This is a genomic window from Streptomyces neyagawaensis (assembly GCF_023516595.1).
GTDB classification, from domain to species: Bacteria; Actinomycetota; Actinomycetes; order Streptomycetales; family Streptomycetaceae; genus Streptomyces; species Streptomyces neyagawaensis.
On sequence record NZ_JAMGBG010000137.1, the window covers coordinates 1 to 19,662 of the forward strand.

General features: G+C 71.2%; 18 protein-coding genes and 1 riboswitch. Of the genes, 9 read left to right on the forward strand and 9 right to left on the reverse strand.

Translation table 11 applies throughout. The annotated features are described in order from the left end of the window. Positions 1 to 168 precede the first annotated feature (168 nt). Positions 169 to 1,593, forward strand: a complete 1,425-nt coding sequence (locus M8J73_RS37130) for a DNA polymerase IV (protein WP_249829607.1) — start codon at positions 169 to 171, stop codon at positions 1,591 to 1,593. Positions 1,594 to 1,663: 70 nt separating this feature from the next. Here M8J73_RS37130 and M8J73_RS37135 read toward each other — a convergent pair whose 3' ends face one another. Beyond that, on the reverse strand, positions 1,664 to 2,032 hold the full coding sequence (locus tag M8J73_RS37135) for a PRC-barrel domain-containing protein (protein WP_249829608.1): 369 nt from the start codon (positions 2,030 to 2,032) through the stop codon (positions 1,664 to 1,666). Positions 2,033 to 2,158: 126 nt separating this feature from the next. Further along, positions 2,159 to 2,255, forward strand: a riboswitch (glycine riboswitch). A 171-nt stretch (positions 2,256 to 2,426) separates the two neighbouring features. Between M8J73_RS37135 and gcvP the strand changes: the two genes are divergently transcribed. Then, positions 2,427 to 5,312 (forward strand): aminomethyl-transferring glycine dehydrogenase, encoded by a 2,886-nt coding sequence (gene gcvP, locus M8J73_RS37140; RefSeq protein ID WP_055538556.1) that lies wholly within the window; start codon positions 2,427 to 2,429, stop codon positions 5,310 to 5,312. 117 nt (positions 5,313 to 5,429) lie between these two features. Here the strand turns inward: gcvP and M8J73_RS37145 are convergent, their stop codons facing one another. Further along, positions 5,430 to 5,636 carry a DUF5999 family protein gene (locus tag M8J73_RS37145; RefSeq protein WP_055514925.1) on the reverse strand — a complete coding sequence of 69 codons (207 nt, stop codon included), beginning with the start codon at positions 5,634 to 5,636 and terminating at the stop codon, positions 5,430 to 5,432. A gap of 402 nt (positions 5,637 to 6,038) precedes the next feature. Next, positions 6,039 to 6,623, reverse strand: coding sequence for a hypothetical protein (locus M8J73_RS37150; RefSeq protein ID WP_055538555.1), 585 nt, complete (start codon positions 6,621 to 6,623; stop codon positions 6,039 to 6,041). Between the two features lie 567 nt (positions 6,624 to 7,190). Between M8J73_RS37150 and M8J73_RS37155 the strand changes: the two genes are divergently transcribed. Both M8J73_RS37155 and M8J73_RS37160 read left to right on the forward strand, forming a co-directional pair. Beyond that, on the forward strand, positions 7,191 to 8,708 hold the full coding sequence (locus tag M8J73_RS37155) for a glutamate-cysteine ligase family protein (protein WP_055538554.1): 1,518 nt from the start codon (positions 7,191 to 7,193) through the stop codon (positions 8,706 to 8,708). A gap of 122 nt (positions 8,709 to 8,830) precedes the next feature. Beyond that, positions 8,831 to 9,631: a CPBP family intramembrane glutamic endopeptidase gene (locus tag M8J73_RS37160; RefSeq protein ID WP_055538558.1), complete on the forward strand. Its 801-nt coding sequence runs from the start codon at positions 8,831 to 8,833 to the stop codon at positions 9,629 to 9,631. Between the two features lie 131 nt (positions 9,632 to 9,762). On the opposite strand, the gene M8J73_RS37165 is transcribed toward M8J73_RS37160, so the two are convergent. Together M8J73_RS37165 and M8J73_RS37170 are read right to left on the reverse strand one after the other, a co-directional pair. Then, positions 9,763 to 10,572, reverse strand: coding sequence for a PhzF family phenazine biosynthesis protein (locus M8J73_RS37165; RefSeq protein ID WP_055538553.1), 810 nt, complete (start codon positions 10,570 to 10,572; stop codon positions 9,763 to 9,765). 89 nt (positions 10,573 to 10,661) lie between these two features. Next, positions 10,662 to 11,552: an aminoglycoside phosphotransferase family protein gene (locus M8J73_RS37170; protein WP_055538552.1), complete on the reverse strand. Its 891-nt coding sequence runs from the start codon at positions 11,550 to 11,552 to the stop codon at positions 10,662 to 10,664. A gap of 199 nt (positions 11,553 to 11,751) precedes the next feature. Here M8J73_RS37170 and M8J73_RS37175 point away from each other — a divergent pair, with 199 nt between their 5' ends. Beyond that, positions 11,752 to 12,402 carry a PadR family transcriptional regulator gene (locus M8J73_RS37175; RefSeq protein WP_249829609.1) on the forward strand — a complete coding sequence of 217 codons (651 nt, stop codon included), beginning with the start codon at positions 11,752 to 11,754 and terminating at the stop codon, positions 12,400 to 12,402. 164 nt (positions 12,403 to 12,566) lie between these two features. On the opposite strand, the gene M8J73_RS37180 is transcribed toward M8J73_RS37175, so the two are convergent. Beyond that, positions 12,567 to 12,995 carry a type II toxin-antitoxin system Rv0910 family toxin gene (locus M8J73_RS37180; RefSeq protein WP_055541159.1) on the reverse strand — a complete coding sequence of 143 codons (429 nt, stop codon included), beginning with the start codon at positions 12,993 to 12,995 and terminating at the stop codon, positions 12,567 to 12,569. A 216-nt stretch (positions 12,996 to 13,211) separates the two neighbouring features. Here M8J73_RS37180 and M8J73_RS37185 point away from each other — a divergent pair, with 216 nt between their 5' ends. Continuing rightward, positions 13,212 to 13,742 (forward strand): Clp protease N-terminal domain-containing protein, encoded by a 531-nt coding sequence (locus M8J73_RS37185; RefSeq protein ID WP_063799276.1) that lies wholly within the window; start codon positions 13,212 to 13,214, stop codon positions 13,740 to 13,742. A gap of 115 nt (positions 13,743 to 13,857) precedes the next feature. Then, positions 13,858 to 14,871, forward strand: coding sequence for an EamA family transporter (locus M8J73_RS37190; RefSeq protein ID WP_055541157.1), 1,014 nt, complete (start codon positions 13,858 to 13,860; stop codon positions 14,869 to 14,871). A 14-nt stretch (positions 14,872 to 14,885) separates the two neighbouring features. On the opposite strand, the gene M8J73_RS37195 is transcribed toward M8J73_RS37190, so the two are convergent. Together M8J73_RS37195 and M8J73_RS37200 are read right to left on the reverse strand one after the other, a co-directional pair. Continuing rightward, positions 14,886 to 15,542 carry an FMN-binding negative transcriptional regulator gene (locus tag M8J73_RS37195; protein WP_055541156.1) on the reverse strand — a complete coding sequence of 219 codons (657 nt, stop codon included), beginning with the start codon at positions 15,540 to 15,542 and terminating at the stop codon, positions 14,886 to 14,888. Next, positions 15,542 to 16,228 (reverse strand): pyridoxamine 5'-phosphate oxidase family protein, encoded by a 687-nt coding sequence (locus M8J73_RS37200; RefSeq protein ID WP_055541155.1) that lies wholly within the window; start codon positions 16,226 to 16,228, stop codon positions 15,542 to 15,544. Before M8J73_RS37200 ends, M8J73_RS37195 begins: the two co-directional genes overlap by 1 nt. Before the next feature lie 35 nt (positions 16,229 to 16,263). On the opposite strand from M8J73_RS37200, the gene M8J73_RS37205 reads away from it, so the two are divergent. Further along, positions 16,264 to 17,598, forward strand: coding sequence for an aminotransferase class I/II-fold pyridoxal phosphate-dependent enzyme (locus tag M8J73_RS37205; RefSeq protein WP_249829610.1), 1,335 nt, complete (start codon positions 16,264 to 16,266; stop codon positions 17,596 to 17,598). Between the two features lie 117 nt (positions 17,599 to 17,715). On the opposite strand, the gene M8J73_RS37210 is transcribed toward M8J73_RS37205, so the two are convergent. Beyond that, entirely contained in the window at positions 17,716 to 18,645 is a 930-nt protein-coding gene (locus tag M8J73_RS37210; RefSeq protein WP_055542512.1) for a DMT family transporter, read from the reverse strand. A gap of 75 nt (positions 18,646 to 18,720) precedes the next feature. On the opposite strand from M8J73_RS37210, the gene M8J73_RS37215 reads away from it, so the two are divergent. Beyond that, positions 18,721 to 19,626, forward strand: a complete 906-nt coding sequence (locus tag M8J73_RS37215) for a LysR family transcriptional regulator (protein WP_055542513.1) — start codon at positions 18,721 to 18,723, stop codon at positions 19,624 to 19,626. Positions 19,627 to 19,662: the final 36 nt, after the last annotated feature.

Genomic DNA, 19,662 nt, shown 5'->3' on the forward strand with positions numbered 1-19,662 from the left:
GGCGGGCCCGAGGGACGGGCGGCGGTGGGCCCGAGTGGCGGGCGGCTGCCCCCCCCGGGGTCGGGATCGCCGCCGGCCCGCGACCGGGCGGGGGTTGTCCGTGGCGTCAGGGCCTCGCCCTCGGGTTGTGGCAGGGCATTGTCAGTGGTGTAGGGCAGCATCGGAGATGTGAGAACCGCGCCCACGATCCTGCATCTCGACATGGATGCCTTCTACGCCTCGGTGGAGCAGGCGTCCAAGCCGAGTCTGCGCGGGAGGGCCGTCATCGTGGGCGGGATCGGCCCCCGCGGTGTGGTCGCCACCGCCTCCTACGAAGCGAGGGTCTTCGGGGTGCACTCGGCGATGCCGACGGCGCAGGCCCGTCGTCTCGCGCCCAACGCCGCGTACCTCACGCCCCGCTTCACGTTCTACCGGGCGATCAGCCAGCAGGTCATGGGGCTGCTGCACGGCCTGTCGCCCCTGGTGGAGCCACTGAGCCTGGATGAGGCCTTCGTGGACCTGGAGGCCGGGGGAGTGGCCTGGGACGAGGCCTCGGCGCGTGGGACGGGCGTGCGGCTGCGTCAGGAGATACGGGAAGTGACCGGGCTGACCGGGTCAGTGGGGCTCGCCGCGTCCAAGATGCTCGCGAAGATCGCCTCCGAGCAGGCCAAGCCGGACGGCCTGGTGCTCATCGAGCCCGGCACCGAGCGGGCACTCCTCGGGCCGATGTCCGTGCGGATCCTCCCCGGAGTCGGGCCGGCCACCGGGGACCATCTGCGGCGCGCGGGGATCACCACCGTCGAGGAGATTGTGGAGGCCGGCGAGGACGAGGTCGTACGGCTGCTGGGGAAGGCCCACGGGCACGGCCTGTACGCGATGGCGCTGGCGCGCGACGACCGGGCCGTGGTCGCCGAGCGGGACGCCAAGTCCGTGTCCGTGGAGGACACCTATGACGTGGACATCCACGACCGGGTGCGGGTCCGGCTGGAGGTGCAGCGGCTCGCCGACCGGTGTGTGCGGCGGCTCAGGGGGGCCGGTCTGTCGGGGCGGACGATCGTGCTGAAGGTACGGCGGTACGACTTCTCGACGCTGACCCGGTCCGAGACGCTGCGGGGGCCTACGGACGACCCCTCCGTGGTGCGGGAGGCCGCGGCTCGGCTGCTGGAGGCCGTCGACACCACCGGTGGGGTGCGGCTGCTGGGGGTCGGGGTCAGCGGGCTCGCCGACTACACGCAGGAGGACCTGTTCGCCCAGGCCGCGGGGGAGCCGGAGCTTCCGGAGGAGGAGACGGTGGAGGAGGCCGTCGCGGAGGAGAGTGCTGGGCATGCCGTCGAGCGTCGGTGGTCGGCCGGGCACGACGTACGGCACCGCGAGTACGGGCACGGCTGGGTGCAGGGGAGCGGGCTCGGGCGGGTCACCGTGCGGTTCGAGACGCCCGAGGACAAGGAGCCGGGGCGGGTGCGGACGTTCCGGACGGACGACCCGGATCTTGAGGCGGTGGATCCGCTGCCGCTGGTGCCGGGCGGGCCGGCGCGACCGTCGGAGGCGGTGCCCGTGCCGGGGCCGGGATCGGAGCACGGGGGAGGGGCGGGGAGGGTGTCGGCGTCAGGATGAGGGGGTGTCGGCTGAAGGGGCTGGTGTCGCGGGCGGCTTCGGGCTGGGGTGGGGTGAGGCCGGAGCGGAGTCAGGGGTCTTCCTGGCTTGCCACGTTGCCGAAGTCGTGGTCCAGCGGGGGCGGCGGGGCTATGTCCAGGCCGTAGTGGTGGTAGAGCTGGAGTTCCTGTTCGGGGGAGAGGTGGCGGCCGACACCGAAGTCGGGGGCGTCCTTGATGAGGGCGCGGTCGAAGGGGACGCGGAGGGTGCCCTCGACGAGTTCGCTGGGCTCGAGGGGGATGAAGGCGTCACGGCCGAAGAGGCCCATGCGTATCGCGGCCCACTCGGGGACGCCGGTCGCGTCGTCGAGGTAGACCTCGTCCACGGTGCCGATCTTGGTGCCCTTGCGGTCGAACGCCTTGCGGCCGATCAGATTACGCGGATCGATGTCGGTCTGCACGGGCCCTCCAAGTGGTCTCCATGGGGGTTTGCAAATCCTTCCTCACCACTACGAAAAGGCACAACCGGGACGGCGGCCACTCGAAGGCGCGTGCGTTGACCGCGCTGATACGCTGGCATCGGCTGTTGAACCCGTGCGGGAGAGTCCTCCGGACACCATCCGGAGGCGCCGAAGGAGCAAATCCTCCCCGGAATCTCTCAGGCTCACGTACCGCACGGACGAGGTCACTCTGGAAAGCAGAGCGGGTGTCGACGGTTTCCGCTCTCACCGACGGTGAAAGCCGGCCCGTACCCGGGCCGGTGAAGCTCTCAGGTCGAGATGACAGAGGGGGAGGCCGTCGGGCACCCATGCCGTGGTGCCCTCGAAGGTCGTGTCAGACCAGGAGGCCTCCGCAATGACCGCCCACCGCATTCCGCTCACAGAGCTCGAACAGGGCATCCCGTTCGAGCGGCGTCACATCGGACCCGACGCCGAGGCCCGGGCCAAGATGCTCGCCCACGTCGGATACGGCTCGCTCGACGAGCTGACGGCCGCCGCGGTCCCCGATGTGATCAAGAACGCCGAGGCGCTGAAGCTGCCGGGCGCCCGCACCGAGGCCGAGGTGCTGGCCGAGCTGCGCTCGCTCGCCGACCGCAACCAGGTACTGGGCTCCATGATCGGGCTCGGCTACTACGGGACCTTCACCCCGCCGGTCATCCTGCGGAACGTCATGGAGAACCCCGCCTGGTACACGGCCTACACGCCGTACCAGCCCGAGATCTCCCAGGGGCGGCTCGAAGCGCTGCTCAACTTCCAGACCATGGTCGCCGAGCTCACCGGGCTGCCCACCTCCGGTGCCTCCCTGCTCGACGAGGGCACGGCCGCCGCCGAGGCCATGTCCCTGTCCCGGCGCATGGGCCGGAACAAGAAGGGCCTCTTCCTGGTCGACGCGGACACGCTGCCGCAGACCATCGCCGTGATCGAGACCCGCGCCGAGCCCACCGGGGTCGAGGTCGTCGTCGCCGACCTCAGCGACGGCATCCCCGCCGACATCGCCTCCCGCGAGATCAACGGCGTGCTCCTGCAGTACCCGGGCGCCTCCGGTGCCGTACGCGACCTCAAGCCCGTCATCGAGCAGGCCCACGGCCTCGGGGCGCTCGTCACCGTCGCCGCCGACCTGCTCGCCCTCACTCTGCTGACCCCGCCCGGTGAGCTGGGCGCCGACATCGCGGTCGGCACGACGCAGCGGTTCGGTGTGCCGATGGGCTTCGGCGGGCCGCACGCGGGCTACATGGCCGTGCACGAGAAGTTCGCGCGCAGCCTGCCCGGACGGCTCGTGGGCGTCTCCGTGGACGCGGACGGGCACAAGGCGTACCGGCTTGCCCTCCAGACCCGTGAGCAGCACATCCGCCGGGAGAAGGCGACCAGCAACATCTGCACCGCCCAGGTGCTGCTCGCCGTGATGGCCGGCATGTACGCCGTCTACCACGGCCCCGAGGGACTGCGGACCATCGCCCGGCGCACCCACCGGTACGCCACCGTCCTCGCCGCGGGGCTCGCCGCGGGCGGCGTCGAGGTCGTGCACGGCGCGTACTTCGACACGCTCACCGCGCGGGTGCCGGGACGTGCCGCGGAGGTCGTCGCGGCCGCGCGGCAGCACGGTGTGAACCTGCACCTCGTGGACGCCGACCAGGTGTCCGTCTCCTGCGACGAGACCACCACCCGGGCTCAGCTGGGTGCCGTGTGGACGGCGTTCGGGGTGGAGGGCGACGTCGAGGACCTCGACGCCGTCGCCGAGGACACACTGCCCGAGGCGCTGCTGCGCTCCGACGACTACCTCACTCACCCCGTGTTCCACGAGCACCGGTCCGAGACCGCGATGCTGCGCTACCTGCGCCGTCTCGCCGACCGGGACTACGCGCTCGACCGGGGCATGATCCCGCTGGGCTCCTGCACGATGAAGCTCAACGCGACCACCGAGATGGAGCCGGTGACCTGGCCCGAGTTCGGGCAGCTGCACCCCTTCGCGCCCGCCGCGCAGGCGCAGGGCTATCTGACGCTGATCCGCGAGCTGGAGGAGCGGCTCGCCGAGGTCACCGGATACGACAAGGTGTCGCTCCAGCCGAACGCCGGCTCGCAGGGTGAGCTCGCGGGGCTGCTCGCCGTACGCGGCTACCACCGGGCCAACGGTGACGACCAGCGCACCGTGTGTCTGATCCCGTCGTCCGCGCACGGCACCAACGCCGCGAGCGCCGTGATGGCCGGCATGAAGGTCGTCGTCGTGAAGACCGCCGAGGACGGTGAGATCGACGTCGAGGACCTGCGGGCCAAGATCGAGCAGTACCGCGACGAGCTGTCCGTGCTGATGATCACCTACCCGTCGACGCACGGTGTGTTCGAGGAGCACGTCGCCGACATCTGCGCCCAGGTGCACGACGCCGGCGGCCAGGTGTACGTCGACGGCGCCAACCTCAACGCGCTGGTGGGTCTCGCCAAGCCGGGTCACTTCGGCGGTGACGTCTCGCACCTGAACCTGCACAAGACGTTCTGCATCCCGCACGGCGGCGGCGGTCCCGGTGTCGGGCCCGTGGCGGTCAGGGAGCACCTGGCGCCGTATCTGCCGAACCACCCGATGCAGCCCGCGGCCGGCCCGGAGACCGGTGTGGGCCCGATCTCGGCCGCCCCGTGGGGCTCGGCGGGCATCCTGCCGATCTCGTGGTCGTACGTCCGGCTGATGGGCGGCGAGGGCCTCAAGAGGGCGACGCAGGTCGCCGTGCTCAGCGCCAACTACATCGCCAAGCGGCTGGAGCCGCACTACCCCGTGCTGTACACCGGTCCGGGCGGGCTCGTCGCGCACGAGTGCATCGTCGACCTGCGGCCGCTCGCGAAGACGACCGGGGTCAGCGTCGACGACATCGCCAAGCGGCTGATCGACTACGGCTTCCACGCGCCGACGATGTCGTTCCCGGTGGCGGGGACGCTGATGATCGAGCCGACCGAGTCCGAGGACCTCGCCGAACTGGACCGGTTCTGCGACGCGATGATCGCGATCCGCGCGGAGATCGAGAAGGTCGGGTCGGGCGAGTGGCCCGCCGAGGACAACCCGCTGCGGAACGCGCCGCACACCGCGGCCGCGCTCGGCGGCGACTGGAACCACGCGTACACCCGTGAGGAGGCCGTGTTCCCGGCCGGGGTCAAGCCCGCCGACAAGTACTGGCCGCCGGTGCGCCGGATCGACCAGGCCTTCGGCGACCGGAACCTGGTCTGCTCCTGCCCGCCGCTGGACGCCTACGAGGAGTAGTCGCCCGCGGATACGCGTCGGGGCCGGTTCGGAGAGTGCTTCTCCGGCCGGCCCCTCTTCGTGTCCGGGCGGGCGTCCGCCTGCGGGAACGCTCGCCCTGTGCGCACCTCTCGCGGCTCAGGCCGCCGTCATCACCGTGCCACTGCCGAGCGGGCGGTGCGGGGCGATGATCTGGCCGTCGGGAAGGAGCTCACCGGTGTCCTCGAAGAGCAGAACGCCGTTGCAGAGCAGGCTCCATCCCTGCTCCGGGTGGTGCGCCACGAGACGGGCGCCCTCCCGGTCGGCGGATTCGGCGGTCGGGCACGGTGGCTGGTGCTGGCACATGGTTGTGGGGATCTTTCGCTCTGTCGTGAGTGGTGAGATGGCTGTCGTGTCTGTATCGCGGCGTGAAGCCTCGCTCATGGCCGCCCCCCGTTGTGATAATTCGGTCCGGTCCCAGTGTTGCCCCACGGGCGTCAATCCGCAGGCATTTCGCAGCACGGCTTTCTCACAGGTTGATGACGCATCCTCCCCGCGCACGGTTCATCGCAACGCCCCTGTCCGTTCGGGTGGTTCGCCATGGTCGGATGGGGCTAGTCCGACGTGGGACGCGGACTATGAATGGCTCGTACGAGCGTATTGCCGCGCGTAAGAGCGGAATGCCGCGCTGATGACAATGGCGTACCCCGCCGCCCGGATATCGGCGGCGGGGTACGCGACGGTGCGAATGAGGTGGCGGCCCTCGGTTCAGGCGGGCGATCCCATGAGGGGTGCGGGGGTGAGGCGGGTGGTCAGGACCGGCAGGAGGTCGGCGACCCGGTGCGGACGGTGGGCCGCGATCCCGGGTGGTGCGGGCGCCAGCGGGACGAGGAGGTCGGTCGGTGCCGGGACGCCGGTGGCGCCGTCGGCGGTGGTGTCCGCGTGCAGCCAGAGGGTGAGCATGTACAGCTCGGGCACGGAGAGCAGGCGGGGCTGGTAGGGCTGTTGCATGAGGTCGGCCTGGCGCAGGGCGAGTTCGGTGGACGCGAGGTACGGCCCCTCGAAGAAGTGCGAGAAGGCCCAGCCGTCCGGGGTGAGGCGGGTCTCGGCGGCGGCCAGGGCGCGGTCGCCGGAGCGGATCAGGAAGCGCCAGCCCGCGAGCCGTGTGCGGCCGGCGCCCTCGGGGGTGATCCGGGCGAGCACGTGGACGGGCAGCGGGAGCTCGGGTGCGGCGGGACCTTGGGCGCTTCGCAGGGAGGGAGTTCGGGCCTCGCTGACGGCGGTGGGAGATCCGAGTGCCGTGAGGACGGTGCGCAGGGCGGGCGCGGGAGCCGGGGGGACAAGCAGCGGCATGGTGGGTCGCCTCTCATTCGACAGGCACGGTGGCGCGAGGGCGGGGGCGGACGGCGCTGTCAGCTCTCGGGGATCGGAGAGACGGGTGCCCGGGGTCCGGTGCGTGGGTTGGGGGTCCGCCGTGCGAGCTCCGACGACAGGACCGAGGACCGCGAGAGCCGACTCTCAGCCTCGTTTGCGGAGTTTATACGACGCGTGTTCAAGGAGTGTTTCGTCTAGCCGTCTTCGATATGAAGAGCAAGGCGGTATCCGGTCGCTGAATCGCGGGAATCATCCCGATTTTCTCTTGGGAGCGAGAGGATGACCTCGGATTACCGTCGCGTAACGGTAGGCCGGTTCTCATCGGCGCTTTTCACGAATCTCCCGGCATGGAAAGCGCGTGCTCTTTCGTGCCCCGTGAATGTGCCAGAAGCACGTCGCGTCCATTACGTGGAGGGTGACCGCGCTCAGCCTAGCGGGCGCAGGTCTCCCGCGGGACGTTATCGGCGGCTCTGCCTGGGCATCATCATCCGTGAACCGCAGTCGTGGCCGGCTCATCGGCCTGCCCATCCGAGGAGGGACACTTCGATGGGGGAGAAGGTCGTGGCGGGGTCGTTCGGCCTGTCCGACCGTCAGCTCTACCGTGACAAACTGCGGCAGTGTCTGGCGGGACTGGAGCGCCTGTTGGAGGAGAAGCGGTTCGATCGCCCCAAGAACCTGATGGGTGTGGAGATCGAGCTGAACCTCGTCGGGGCGGACGGTCTGCCGAGAATGATGAATGCGCAAGTACTCGAACGGATTGCGAGCCGAGATTTCCAAACAGAACTCGCCATGTTCAATCTGGAAGTCAACATCGCTCCACACCGGCTGGGCGGCCGGGTATTCGACCAGCTTTCCGAGGAGCTGCGTACGTCCCTGGCGTATGCCGACCGGAAGGCCGGGGAGGTGGATGCCGGCATCGTGATGATCGGTATTCTGCCGACGCTCGGCCGGGACGATCTGGTCTCGTCCAATCTCTCCGAGGGCGACCGCTACACCTTGCTCAACGATCAGATCGTCGCCGCGCGGGGCGAGGACTTCACGCTCGACATCGAGGGTGTGGAACGGCTCGTGTGCACCTCGAAGTCCATCGCGCCGGAGGCCGCCTGCACCTCCGTGCAGTTGCACCTCCAGGTCACCCCCGAGCGCTTCGCGGACGTGTGGAACGCGGCCCAGGCGATCACGGCGGCGCAGGTCGCCATCGGCGCCAATGCGCCGTTCCTGTTCGGGCACGAGCTGTGGCGTGAGTCGCGGCCGCCGCTGTTCCAGCAGTCCACGGACACCAGGCCGCCGGAGCTCCAGGCCCAGGGGGTACGGCCGCGCACCTGGTTCGGGGAGCGGTGGATCTCCTCGGCGTACGACCTCTTCGAGGAGAACCTGCGTTTCTTCCCGGCGTTGCTGCCCATCTGCGACGACGAGGATCCGCTCGGCGTCCTCGACGCGGGCGGCGTGCCGAAGCTCGCGGAGCTGACCCTGCACAACGGCACGGTCTACCGCTGGAACCGGCCGGTGTACGGCATCGCCGACGGGGTCCCGCATCTGCGGGTCGAGAACCGGGTGCTGCCCGCCGGTCCCACCATCACCGACGTGATCGCCAACGCGGCGTTCTACTACGGGGTCGTACGCGCTCTCGCCGAGGAGTCGCGGCCCGTGTGGACGCGGATGCCGTTCGAGACCGCGGCCGCGAACTTCGACGAGGCGTGCCGGCACGGCATCGACGCGCGGTTGCAGTGGCCGCGCCGGGGCCGGTACGGCGGGGTGGGTCCGGTGGACGCCGTGAACCTCGTACGGGAGGAGTTGCTGCCGCTCGCCGAGGCTGGGCTGGACGCGTGGGGTGTCGAGCCGGTCGACCGGGACTTCTATCTCGGGGTGATCGAGGAGCGCTGTCGGCGGCGGGTCAACGGGGCGTCCTGGCAGGTCGAAACGTTCCACCAGGCGCTGGACAAGGGCCTCGGACGAGACGCGGCGCTGGCTGCCACCACACGGAGGTACTGCGAGCTGATGCACGCCGGGGAGCCGGTCCACACGTGGCCGGTGGGGTTGCCGGAGCCGGTGCCGACGGGCTGAGGAGCCGGGCCTCGCTTCCGGCTCCGCCGGTGTGCCGAGCCCTGAACGTACGCCCCTGGAAAGATCCGTGGCGCCGCAGGCGATGATGGTCCTCCGGTGGGAACGGACCAGTGGAGGCGTGGGTGCAGGGGCAGGCGGAGTCGGTGGACGGTGCGTTGCCGCGGGAGCGGCCGACCCGGCGGATACTCAGGGACGAGACCCTGCTCGTGCTGGGCCTCTCGCTCGGCGCGAGCGGGGTGTCCGCGCTGATCAGCTTCATCGGTTCGGTCACCAAGCCGGGCGGGCTGAAGGACCAGGCGGCCACCATGAACGCCTCGGCGGCGCCCGGCCGCCCATGGCTCGACCTCGCGTGGCAGCTGTTCGGGATCACGACCGCCCTGGTTCCGGTGGCGTTGGTCGCGCACCTGCTGATGCGGGAGGGCGCGGGGCTGCGGACGCTCGGGTTCGACCGTACGAAGCCGTGGTTCGACCTCGCCCGGGGTGCGGCGATCGCCGCGGTGATCGGCAGCACGGGTATCGCCTTCTATCTGGCGGCCCGAGGCCTCGGCTTCAACCTCACCGTGGTGCCGGAGGCGCTGCCCGAGGTCTGGTGGAAGTACCCGGTGCTGATCCTCTCCGCGATCCAGAACGCGGTCCTCGAAGAGGTGATCGTGGTCGGGTATCTGCTGCGCCGACTCCAGCAACTGGGCTGGTCCCCGGGAGGCGCGCTGGCCGCCAGCTCGGTGCTGCGCGGCTCGTACCACCTCTACCAGGGCATCGGCGGGTTCGTCGGCAACATGGTGATGGGCGTGGTGTTCGTCTACCTGTACCGGCGGTGGGGTCGGGTCGGCCCGCTGGTCGTCGCGCACTCGCTGCTCGACATCGGGGCGTTCGTCGGATACGGGCTGCTCGCCGGCAAGGTGGGGTGGCTGCCGACGCCTTGACGGGGCGAGGGCGCCGTCACCAGCTCGCGCGGGTAGGGGCGTACGGCTGATTGCGTACGCCCCTGTGGTGTTCTTACGCGCCTGGGGTGGTCGTGGGCCCCTGCGGTGTTCGTGCGCCCCGTGGTGCGTCGTCAGGCCAGCAGTTCGCCGTCGATCACCGTGATCGCTCGGCCGATCAGGAGGGTGCGGTCGCCGCGGAGCTCCGTGCGGACGTGGCCCGAGCGGGCGGAGGCCTGGAGGCCGGTGAGGGCGGGGCTGCCGAGGCGCTCGGACCAGAACGGGGCGAGAGCGGTGTGGGCGCTGCCGGTGACCGGGTCCTCGTCGATGCCGACGTTGGGGAAGAAGCAGCGCGAGACGTAGTCGTGGCCGGCGGAGGGGTCCTCGGCGCGGGCGGTGGCGATGACGCCGCGCCGGGAGTGGCGGCCGAGGGCCCGGAGGTCGGGGGCGAGACCGCGGACCGTCTTCTCGTCGGCCAGCTCCACCAGCAGGTCTCCGACCTGGGGGCCGGTGTCGAGCACGGTGAGCGGTTCGGCGCCCAGAGCCTCGGCGAGGCCGTCCGGGGCGGTGACCGGGGTGAGGGGCGCGGTCGGGAAGTCGAGTGTGAGGGAGCCGTCCGGCCGGGGTGTCGCGGTGAGGACGCCGCTGCGGGTGGCGAACCGTACCGGGCCTTCGTGCGAGCCTGTGGATGCCAGCACGTGCGCGGTGGCCAGCGTGGCATGGCCGCACATGTCCACCTCCGTGACGGGTGTGAACCAGCGCAGCGCCCAGTCCGCCTCGCCGCCCTCGGGGAGCGGGTGCGCGAAGGCGGTCTCGGCGTGGTTGACCTCGCGGGCGACGTTCTGGAGCCAGGCGTCGTCGGGGAAGAAGTCGAGGAGGAGGACTCCGGCCGGGTTGCCGTGGAAGGGGCGGTCGGTGAAGGCGTCGACGATACGAATACGCATGGGACGACGCTAGAGGGCCGGTGGAGGCGCGGGCCAAGGCCAATCCACGGGCACTGGACCGATCACTGGATCCGACGATCGGAGCGCTCTCAGTCCAGCGACTCCACGATGCGGTCCAGGGTCCGGCGCCCCAGTCGGCTCATCGCCGGGTTGCTCTCGACGTAGTACCAGACCAGGCCCATCGCCTGTTGGAACGCCCACGCCTTGCCGCGCTCCCACTCCAGATCGTCGCAGGCCAGTGTCCGCCGGAGTACGTTCCGCGGGCCCCGCCGCAACAGGTGCCAGGCGCTCACCAGATCCAGCGCGGGGTCGGCGGGGCCGAAGCCGCCCGTGTCGAGTACGCCGGCGAGGCGGTCTCCCGCGACCAGGACATTGCCGGGGATCAGGTCGCCGTGGCTCATCACGTTGGGATCCGTGCGGGGCAGCTCCCGGAAGTGCTTCCACGCCTGGCGCAGCGGGGCCACGTCGAGCAGCGCCTCGCTCTCCACGAAACACTTCGCCATCCAGTCGTCGTGGTCGGTGAGAACACCGCCACGGCCCTCGCCGCTGAAGCGCCGCCCCCGCGTCTGCGCCTTCCGGAGGGTCGCGATGAAGGCCCCGAGGTCTTCGGCGAAGGCTTCCGACCCGCTCGGATCGGCATCGAAGGCGACCGTTCCCGGTATCCAGGTCTGGATCGACCACGGCATGGGGTAACCCGCTCCGGGTTTCCCCAGGGCGACGGGCTCCGGGGCGGGGAACCGGGACATCTGCGCCAGCTCGGCGCTCGCCCGCGCTTCCTGTTCCAGGATCGCCGACGCCTCGGCCACTTCGGACGGACGCAGGGGGAGGCGTGCGGAGAGGCTGTTTCCGATGCGGAAGATCGCGTTGACCGTCCCGGTCGACGACACGGGGCGGATCGCCTTGTCGCTCCACTGAGGGAACTGATCTCGGATCAAGGTCGCAACGACGTCGATGGTCACGTCCAGTTGGTCGTCGTGCACGGCCGCCTCTCTCGGGGGCTGAGGTGAGGGCGGCCAGTATGACTGCGCCAGGGCCGGGGCCACCGAGATTTTTCGGTAGCCCCGCATGTCTCGACCGTTGCGGGGCGGGTCGGCACGGCGAAGGGGGCTTGTCGTGCGACTGGTTCCGATATATCGTTGAAGCATCGCGACAGATCAACGATGGAATGGAGTGATCGTGATGCGTTCCCGTGGACAGGACTACGGACAGGGCTTCGGTTTCGAGCGGGGGCATGGGCGCCGTGGTGGCGGCCATCCGTTCGGCCGGGGTGACGGTGAGGCGCCGCGCGCCGCGTTCGGACCCTTCGGGCCGGGCCATGGCGGCCCCGGCCCCTTCGGGCCATTCGGTCCGGGGCCCTGGGGTGGACGAGGCCGGGGCGGTCCCCGGGGGAGGGCGCGGCGGGGAGACGTACGCGCGTCGATCCTGGCCCTCCTCAAGGACCGGCCGATGCACGGCTACGAGATGATCCAGGAGATCGCCGAGCGCAGCGGCGGGGCGTGGAAGCCCAGCCCCGGCTCGGTGTACCCCACCCTCCAGCTGCTGGAGGACGAGGGGCTGATCGCCAGTGCGACCGAGGGCGGCAAGAAGCTGTTCTCGCTCACCGAGGCCGGTCGTACCGCGGCCGAGGAGGGGCCCGAAGCCCCTTGGGAAGAGGCCTCGCGCGGGGTCGACTGGGAGGCTCTGAGCGAGATCCGGCAGGCCGGGTTCGGTCTGATGGAGGCGTTCGGCCAGGTCTGGAAGACCGGTGACAAGGATCAGCGCGACAAGGCGCTGGCCGTGATCAACGAGGCCCGCAAGAAGCTGTATCTCATCCTCGCCGACGAGGACTGAGGCAGGAGGCCGGGTCAGGGGGCCGGGTCAGGTCCTCTGTGGCAAGGGTCCGGGTGAGGTCTTCCTCGCTGTGGCTCGGGGTGCCCCGCGGAGTGGTTTCCGCGGGGCCTTTTCCATGTTTCGGTGGTGGGGGTGCGGGTGTGAGGTGGGGCCGTGAGGCGCTCTCACTTCACCAGGGCGTCCAGCTTGCGCAGGGACTCGCTGAGGGCGGCTGTCGCGGAGTCCTTGAGTTTGCCCGCCATGAGGGAGACGGCCGCGCCGGTGAAACTCCCGTCTATGCGGACCGTGGTGGTGTCGCCGTCGGGGGTGAGGGTGTAGCGGGTGGCCAGGTCGACGGCCATCGGGCCCTTGCCGCGGATGGCCAGCACCCTGGCCGGCTCCAGCTCGGCGATGGTCCACACGACCTCCGCCGGGAAGCCCATGAGCTTCAGGTTCTCCTGGAAGGTGCCGCCGACCGCGAGCGACTGCGGGCCGCCCTTGGGGAAGCCGGTGTGGGTCGTGTTCCACTCGCCGTGCGAGGGCCAGTCCACGAGTCGGGCCCAGACCTGCTCGGCCGGTGCCCCGATGCGTGCCTCCGCGCTGACATCGGCCATGCGACAACCCCTTCGTCTCGGACGGTGGTGTCGCGGAACGTAGCCGCGAGGGCCGAAACATTCAATACTGATGAACTGTCAGAAAGCTTGCGTGGTCAGGGTCGCGTCTCATCCGTAGGGAGGAGGCGGGAGTAGTCCTTACGCAACCTGCGTGGGACGCGAAGATGGTTCGTTTCGTGGATGCCCTCCGCCCCTGTGGCTGATGGGGTGGAAGGCGTGCGATCCCGTATTCCCCGGCAGGCGGCCGTCGGTGACGGTCTGAATCACGCGGAGCTCGAGAGCAGGCTCACGGACGAGCTGGCCTCGGTGGTCGGTGGCGCGCGCAGACGGGCGCTGCGGGACGGGGACCGGCAGATCGACACGGCTCATCTGCTGCACTCCCTCCTGGAGTCGGACCCGCAGGTACGGGCCACCTTCGACCCGCCGCAGATCGCCCGGCTTCTCGGCTATCTCGTGCAGCGGAGCATCGGGTACGGGCTGCGGTGGCAGATCGGCGTCGAGGACTCGGGGGCCGGCCCCGTCGCACCCGGCGTGCCGGGCTGGTCGCCGGTGGCGGCCCGGGCCATGACGGAGGCGTACGAGCGGGCGGCGCGGCGCGGTGCCGACCGGGCCCACGGGATCGATCTGCTCGCCGCGATCGTCTCGGTGCCGGCTTCACGGGCGGTCGAGGTACTCGGGCACGCCGGTGTCGATGTCGGGGCCACGGGTCTGCGTGGTGCGGGGTCCGGGGGTGGAGTCGAGGGCTGACGGTTCCGGGCTGAGATGTCGGGGGGTGAGAGTTCGGGGCTGAGAGTTCGTCGGGCGTCCGAGCGGTGAGACAGGAGCAATGGGGGGTGACGCTCCTGTTCTCGCCTGTCATCATGTGCCGGTGCATACGTCTGAGAGCAGCAAGGGGCAGGGCGGGCGCGTCGGACTGGGGCTCGCGCTCGGGTCCGCGTTCGCCTTCGGCGGGTCCGGCACCGCTGCCAAACCACTCATAGAGGCGGGGCTCGACCCGTTGCACGTGGTGTGGCTGAGGGTCGCGGGCGCCGCGCTGGTCATGCTGCCGCTGGCCGTGCGGCATCGGGATCTGGTGCGGCGGCGGCCCGCGCTGCTCGCCGGGTTCGGGCTGCTCGCCGTGGCCGGTGTGCAGGCCTTCTACTTCGCGTCCATATCCCGGATCCCCGTCGGCGTCGCGCTCCTCGTCGAGTACCTCGCTCCGGCGATGGTGCTCGGCTGGGTGCGGTTCGTGCAGCGGAGGCCGGTGACCCGGACCGCCGCCGCGGGGGTCGTCCTCGCCGTCGGAGGACTCGCCTGCGTCGTCGAGGTGTGGGCGGGGCTGAGCTTCGACGTGCTGGGCCTGCTGCTCGCGCTCGGCGCAGCCTGCTGTCAGGTCGGGTACTTCGTCCTCTCCGACCAGGGGAGCGACGCCGGGAACGAGGCTCCGGATCCCCTCGGCGTCATCGCCTACGGGCTGCTCGTCGGCACGGCGGTGCTCACCGTGGTGGCCCGGCCCTGGGGCATGGACTGGGCGGTGCTCGGGGGGAGCGCCCGGATGGACGGCCGACCGGTGCCGGCCTGGCTGCTGCTCGGGTGGGTCGTGCTGATCGCCACGGTTCTCGCCTACGTCACCGGGGTGGTGAGCGTACGGCGGTTGTCCCCGCAGGTGGCGGGTGTCGTCGCGTGTCTGGAGGCGGTCGTCGCGACCGTGCTCGCCTGGGTGCTGCTCGGCGAGCATCTGTCGGCACCGCAGGTCATCGGCGGGGCGGTCGTCCTGGTGGGGGCGTTCGTGGCGCAGCGGTCCGTGCCCGGGAAGGGGGCGGCCGGAACGGCTGAGGTGGTGGCGTCCGGCGGGGAGGGCGTCGAGCGGGGCGAAGTGTCCGCCGGACGCCGTTAGCTCGCCGGTGGCCATTAGCTCGCCGGTGGCCAGATGCCCCTGCGGTTCAGTTGGTGGTCGCGGGCTGCCGCGTCGCCCGGCCCACCTCGGGTCGTGAGGCCGGCCACGATACGGTCCTGGACCTCCTCGGGGCGGTGGGCGGCGTACTTGAACTTGGCGCGTACGGAGGTCACTTCGAGACGCAGGCCCCGAATGCCGGGGAGAAGGCGCCCGTAGGGCGCCTCGTCGACGGTCGCGGTGGCGGAGCCTCCCTCCGGCTGGAAGTGGGCCAGTTGGCGGTTGAGGAGAGCGGCCTTCTCCGCCGGGTCGTCGATGACGTGGGCCGTGCAGCGGAGTTGGACCGCCGCGTAGAAGCTGGTCGGAGTGCCGTGCTCCGGTGGGGCGTCCGGTGGCGCCTGCCAGGGGCCGGGGATGTAGACGTAGTCGTCCACGACGCTCAGCAGGACATCGGGCGCGGCCTCCAGCGCCGGCCACAGCGGGTTCGGGCGGGCCAGATGGGCGAGGGCGACGCCGTGTTCGCCCTCGTGGGGGTCGTAGGAGAAGTGCATCGGCTGGACGTGGGGCGGGTCGCCGGGCAGGCCGTTGACGGCGAGCTGGCCGAAGTCGTGGGCGGCGAGCCAGCGCCTCCATTCGCTGTCGTCGCGCGGGGCGTCCCACGGGTGGATCAGCATCACAGGCTCTTGAGGTACTCGGGGAGTTCGATGCCGGGCGCCAGGTCGGGCGACGGGATCGGGGCCTCGTAGCCCTTCCGCAGGGGGACGACGCCGGCCCAGTGGGAGAGCGTGAGGTCCTCGGGTTCGTCGTTGACGCCGCCGGTGCGGGTCTTGGCGGAGACCTCGTTCAGGTCGAGCCTGATCACGGCGGTCGCGGCGGACTCCTTGGCGTTCGCGGGCCGGGAGTCCCGCGAACGTCCGGGGACGACGTGGTCCACGAGGGCGTCCAGGGCGATCCGCCGCTCCTCCGGGTCGGTGACCTGGTGGGCGATGCCGTGCACGACCACGGAGCGGTAGTTGATCGAGTGGTGGAAGCCGGAGCGGGCCAGGATCAGGGCGTCCACGTGGGTGACCGTCAGGCACACCGGGAGGCCGGGGTCGGCCTTGCCCGTCATCCGCAGCGGACGCGACCCGGTCGAACCGTGCACGTACAGCGTCTCGCCGACCCGGCCGTACAGCGTGGGCAGCACCACTGGCGCGCCGTCCCGGACGAAGCCCAGGTGGCAGACGTACCCCTCGTCGAGTATCGCGTGCACCGCCTCCTTGTCGTACGACGCCCGGTCCGATGCCCGGGTGGGGACCGTGCGGTCGGTGGCGGCGTAGGCGGCCGGTGTCGGTGTCGTCGACTGCGGGGTCCCCGTCATTGCGCTCTCCATTGCACTAGTGCATAATTGGCTTTGTGCTAGGAGAATACACAATCGCTGGTCGGGGCGCAGCTGAGATCGCCGCCAGCGTGGAGCGCGCGGTGGGAGCCGGGGAGTTGGAACCGGGTCAACTGCTGCCTCCTATGCGGGAGTTGGCGGCACGACTGGGGGTGAACCCGAACACGGTCGCGGCCGCCTATCGCACGCTGCGCGAGCGCGGGGTCATCGAGACCGCCGGGCGGCGGGGGAGCCGGGTGCGGCCCAGGCCCGCCACCACCGGGCGCGAGTACATCCGGGTCGAGGTGCCGGAAGGGGTCCGGGACCTCGCCGACGGCAATCCGGACCCGGCGCTGCTGCCACGTCTCGCGGCCGCGTTCGCGGCGGCGGCGGAGCAGGGCGACCGCGAGCCCGTGCTGTACGGGGCGGGGCCCGTCGAGCCCGAGCTGGCACGGATCGCACGGGCCGATCTGGACGCCGACGGCGTCCCGGACGGCCCCGTCGCCGTCACCTTCGGTTCGCTGGACGCCATCGAGCGGGTGCTCGCCGTGCATCTCAAACCCGGGGACGCCGTGGCCGTCGAGGACCCCGGGTGGGGGAGCGTCCTCGATCTCGTCCCGGCGCTGGGCCTGCGGATCGTGCCGGTCGGCGTCGACGACGAGGGCCCGCTCCCCGAGGACGTACGCCGGGCCCTTGAGGCCGGGGCGCGCGCCCTCATCGTCACCGACCGAGCGCAGAACCCGACCGGCGCGGTGGTCGGCACCGAGCGCGCGCGTGCTCTGCGCGCCGTGCTGGGGGAGTACCCGGAGACCCTGCTCATCGAGGACGACCACGGTTACCGGATCGTCGACCAGCCCCTCCATCCCCTGGCCGGCGTCACCCGCAGCTGGGCCTTCGTACGGTCGGTCGCCAAGGCCTACGGCCCCGATCTGCGGCTCGCCGTGCTCACCGGGGACGCCGCCACCCTCGACCGGGTACGAGGGCGGCAGCGGCTCGGGCCCGGCTGGGTGAGCCGGTTGGTGCAGCGGGCCGTGGTGCGGCTGTGGGCCGACGGGGCGGTGGACGCGCCGGCCGTGGCAGCGGCGTACGGGCGACGCCGCGACGCGCTGATCCGTGCGCTCGCCCGGCGCGGGATCCAGGCGCGCGGTGCCAGCGGGATGAACGTGTGGATCCGCGTCCCGGACGAGACCGGCGCGGTCGCCCGCCTGCTGCACGCAGGCTGGGCCGTGGCCCCCGGCGCCCGTTTCCGGATGAGCGCCCCGCAAGGGATCAGGGTCACCGTCTCCACGCTCACGGAGGAGGAGATCGAGGACCTGGCGGACGCCGTGGCGTCCGCGGTGGGCGGCCCGGGGGTGGCGGGCGGGTACGTGTGAGGGGCGGGGTGCGTGGCGGGCGTCAGTCCCAGGGGTGGCGAGTGCGGTGGCAGCAGGGTTCCGGGTGTCGAGTGCGGTAGCAGCAGGGCTCCTGGGTGCCGTCGGCTCGTGGTCGTCTCAGGTGCGTGGCCTCGCCTGGGTCAGGGCCGCGCCCGCCAGGACTATCGCCGCGCCCACCGGGGTCGACCAGGTCAGGGATTCGCCGAGGAGCGCCACGCCCGCCGCCGTGGCGATGACCGGGATGAAGTAGGTGACCATTTGGGCGGTGGTCGGGCCGACCTCGGAGACGAGGCCGTACTGGACGAGCATGGCGACTCCCGTGCCCAGGGCGCCCAGGGCGATCACGGCCAGCAGGGGCAGGACCGGGAAGCGGCTCGGCAGAGTGGTGAACAGCGGGGTGACGACGGCGAGTTGCGCGGTGGCCAGGAGGAGCTGGGCGCCGGTCAGGGAGAGCGGGGAGTGGTCGGTGCCGGCCAGGGTGCGGCGGACGTAGATCCAGCCGATCGGGTAGCTGAGGGAAGCCAGCAGGGCCATCGCGGTGCCCCTCGGGTCGATGCCGTCGAAGCCCTGCCAGGCGCCGAGGACGGTGAGCACGCCGAGGAAGCCGAGGCCGAGACCGGCGACCCGCACCCGTGTCGGCCGGTCCTCCGAGAGCGCCACCAGCGACAGGGCCATGCCCCACAGCGGGGAGGTCGCGTTGCAGATACCGGCGAGCGTGGAGGGGATCGTCAGCTCGGCGTAGGCGAAGAGCGAGAACGGCAGGGCATTGAGGAGGAGAGCCGCCACCGCCAGATGCCCCCACGTGCGCGCGCCGCGCGGCAGCCGCTCACGCTTCACCGCCATCGCCACCGCCAGGACCAGCGTGCCGAAGATCAGCCGCCCGAAGGTCACCTGGAACGGTGCGTAGGCCTCCGTGCCCACCTTGATCAGCAGGAAGCTGAAGCCCCAGATGAGGGAGAGAAAGCCGAAACGCAGCCGCCAGTCGACGGTGGCGCGGCGCTGTGCGGAGGCAGGGGAGGGGGCTCGGGTGGGCGTCGCCGTGGTCATGCCTGACACGATGCTCCGCAAAGATCTCGTAGCACAAGCGAGATTTCGTGATTCGCTTCTCGTAGCATCGCTTACATGTTGAATCTGGAGCGCCTGCGCACCCTCGACGCCCTCGCCCGGCACGGCTCGGTCAGCGGCGCGGCGGAGGGTCTGCATGTGACCACGTCGGCCGTCTCCCAGCAGATGGCGAAGCTGGAGCGGGAGGTGGGGCAGCAACTGCTCGCCAAGAACGGACGCGGAGTGCGGCTCACCGACGCGGGACGGCTCCTCGCCGACCATGCCGCCCGGATCCTCTCCCAGGTCGAGCTGGCCCAGTCCGACCTGGAGGCCCAGCGGGGGCAGGTCGTCGGCGAGTTGCGGCTCGCCGCGTTCCCCACGGCCGTGCGGGGGCTGTTCCCCGCCGTCTTCCGCACGCTCAGGGCCGACCATCCGGCACTGCGGGTGCGGTCGCGGGAGCTGGAGCCGGAACTCGCGATCAACGCGGTAGTGCGGGGCGACGCCGACCTGGCCGTTGTCCTCGACTGGTACAACAAACCGCTGCCCGTGCCGGAAGGGCTCGCTCGTGCCTCGATCCTCGACGATCCCGTGGAGGTCGCCCTGCCCGAGGGCCACCCGCTCGCCGGGCGGGACGAGATCGACCTCGAGGAACTGGCGGACGAGGCGTGGGTGGCGTGGCCCGAGGGCGAGTTCTGCCACGAATGGCTGCTCTACACCCTGCGCGCCAACGGCATCGAGCCCCACATCGCCCACCGGGCCGGTGAGCACCACACCCAACTCGCCCTGGTGGAGGCCGGGTTGGGGGTGTGCATCGCGCCCCGGCTGGGACGGGACCCGATGCCGGCCGGGGTACGGACCGTGCCCGTACGGCACCGGGTCCATCGCACCGTCTACGCGGTGTGGCGCGCCGACGCGGACCGCAGACCGTCCATCAGGGCGGCCGTCGAGGCACTCAGGGCAGCCGGGGTGGCGTGCGGGGCGTAGGAGGCTGCACTCAGGGCAGCGGGGGCCGGGTGCGGG

Excerpts from the sequence above, each read along its gene's own strand:
- M8J73_RS37215 (WP_055542513.1), top strand. The coding sequence starts at position 18,721 with ATGTTGAATCTGGAGCGCCTGCGCACCCTCGACGCCCTCGCCCGGCAC.
- M8J73_RS37175 (WP_249829609.1), top strand. The coding sequence starts at position 11,752 with ATGCGTTCCCGTGGACAGGACTACGGACAGGGCTTCGGTTTCGAGCGG.
- M8J73_RS37180 (WP_055541159.1), bottom strand. The coding sequence starts at position 12,995 with ATGGCCGATGTCAGCGCGGAGGCACGCATCGGGGCACCGGCCGAGCAG.
- M8J73_RS37145 (WP_055514925.1), bottom strand. The coding sequence starts at position 5,636 with ATGTGCCAGCACCAGCCACCGTGCCCGACCGCCGAATCCGCCGACCGG.
- gcvP (WP_055538556.1), top strand. The coding sequence starts at position 2,427 with ATGACCGCCCACCGCATTCCGCTCACAGAGCTCGAACAGGGCATCCCG.
- M8J73_RS37150 (WP_055538555.1), bottom strand. The coding sequence starts at position 6,623 with ATGCCGCTGCTTGTCCCCCCGGCTCCCGCGCCCGCCCTGCGCACCGTC.
- M8J73_RS37155 (WP_055538554.1), top strand. The coding sequence starts at position 7,191 with ATGGGGGAGAAGGTCGTGGCGGGGTCGTTCGGCCTGTCCGACCGTCAG.
- M8J73_RS37200 (WP_055541155.1), bottom strand. The coding sequence starts at position 16,228 with ATGACGGGGACCCCGCAGTCGACGACACCGACACCGGCCGCCTACGCC.
- M8J73_RS37210 (WP_055542512.1), bottom strand. The coding sequence starts at position 18,645 with ATGACCACGGCGACGCCCACCCGAGCCCCCTCCCCTGCCTCCGCACAG.
- M8J73_RS37195 (WP_055541156.1), bottom strand. The coding sequence starts at position 15,542 with ATGCTGATCCACCCGTGGGACGCCCCGCGCGACGACAGCGAATGGAGG.
- M8J73_RS37165 (WP_055538553.1), bottom strand. The coding sequence starts at position 10,572 with ATGCGTATTCGTATCGTCGACGCCTTCACCGACCGCCCCTTCCACGGC.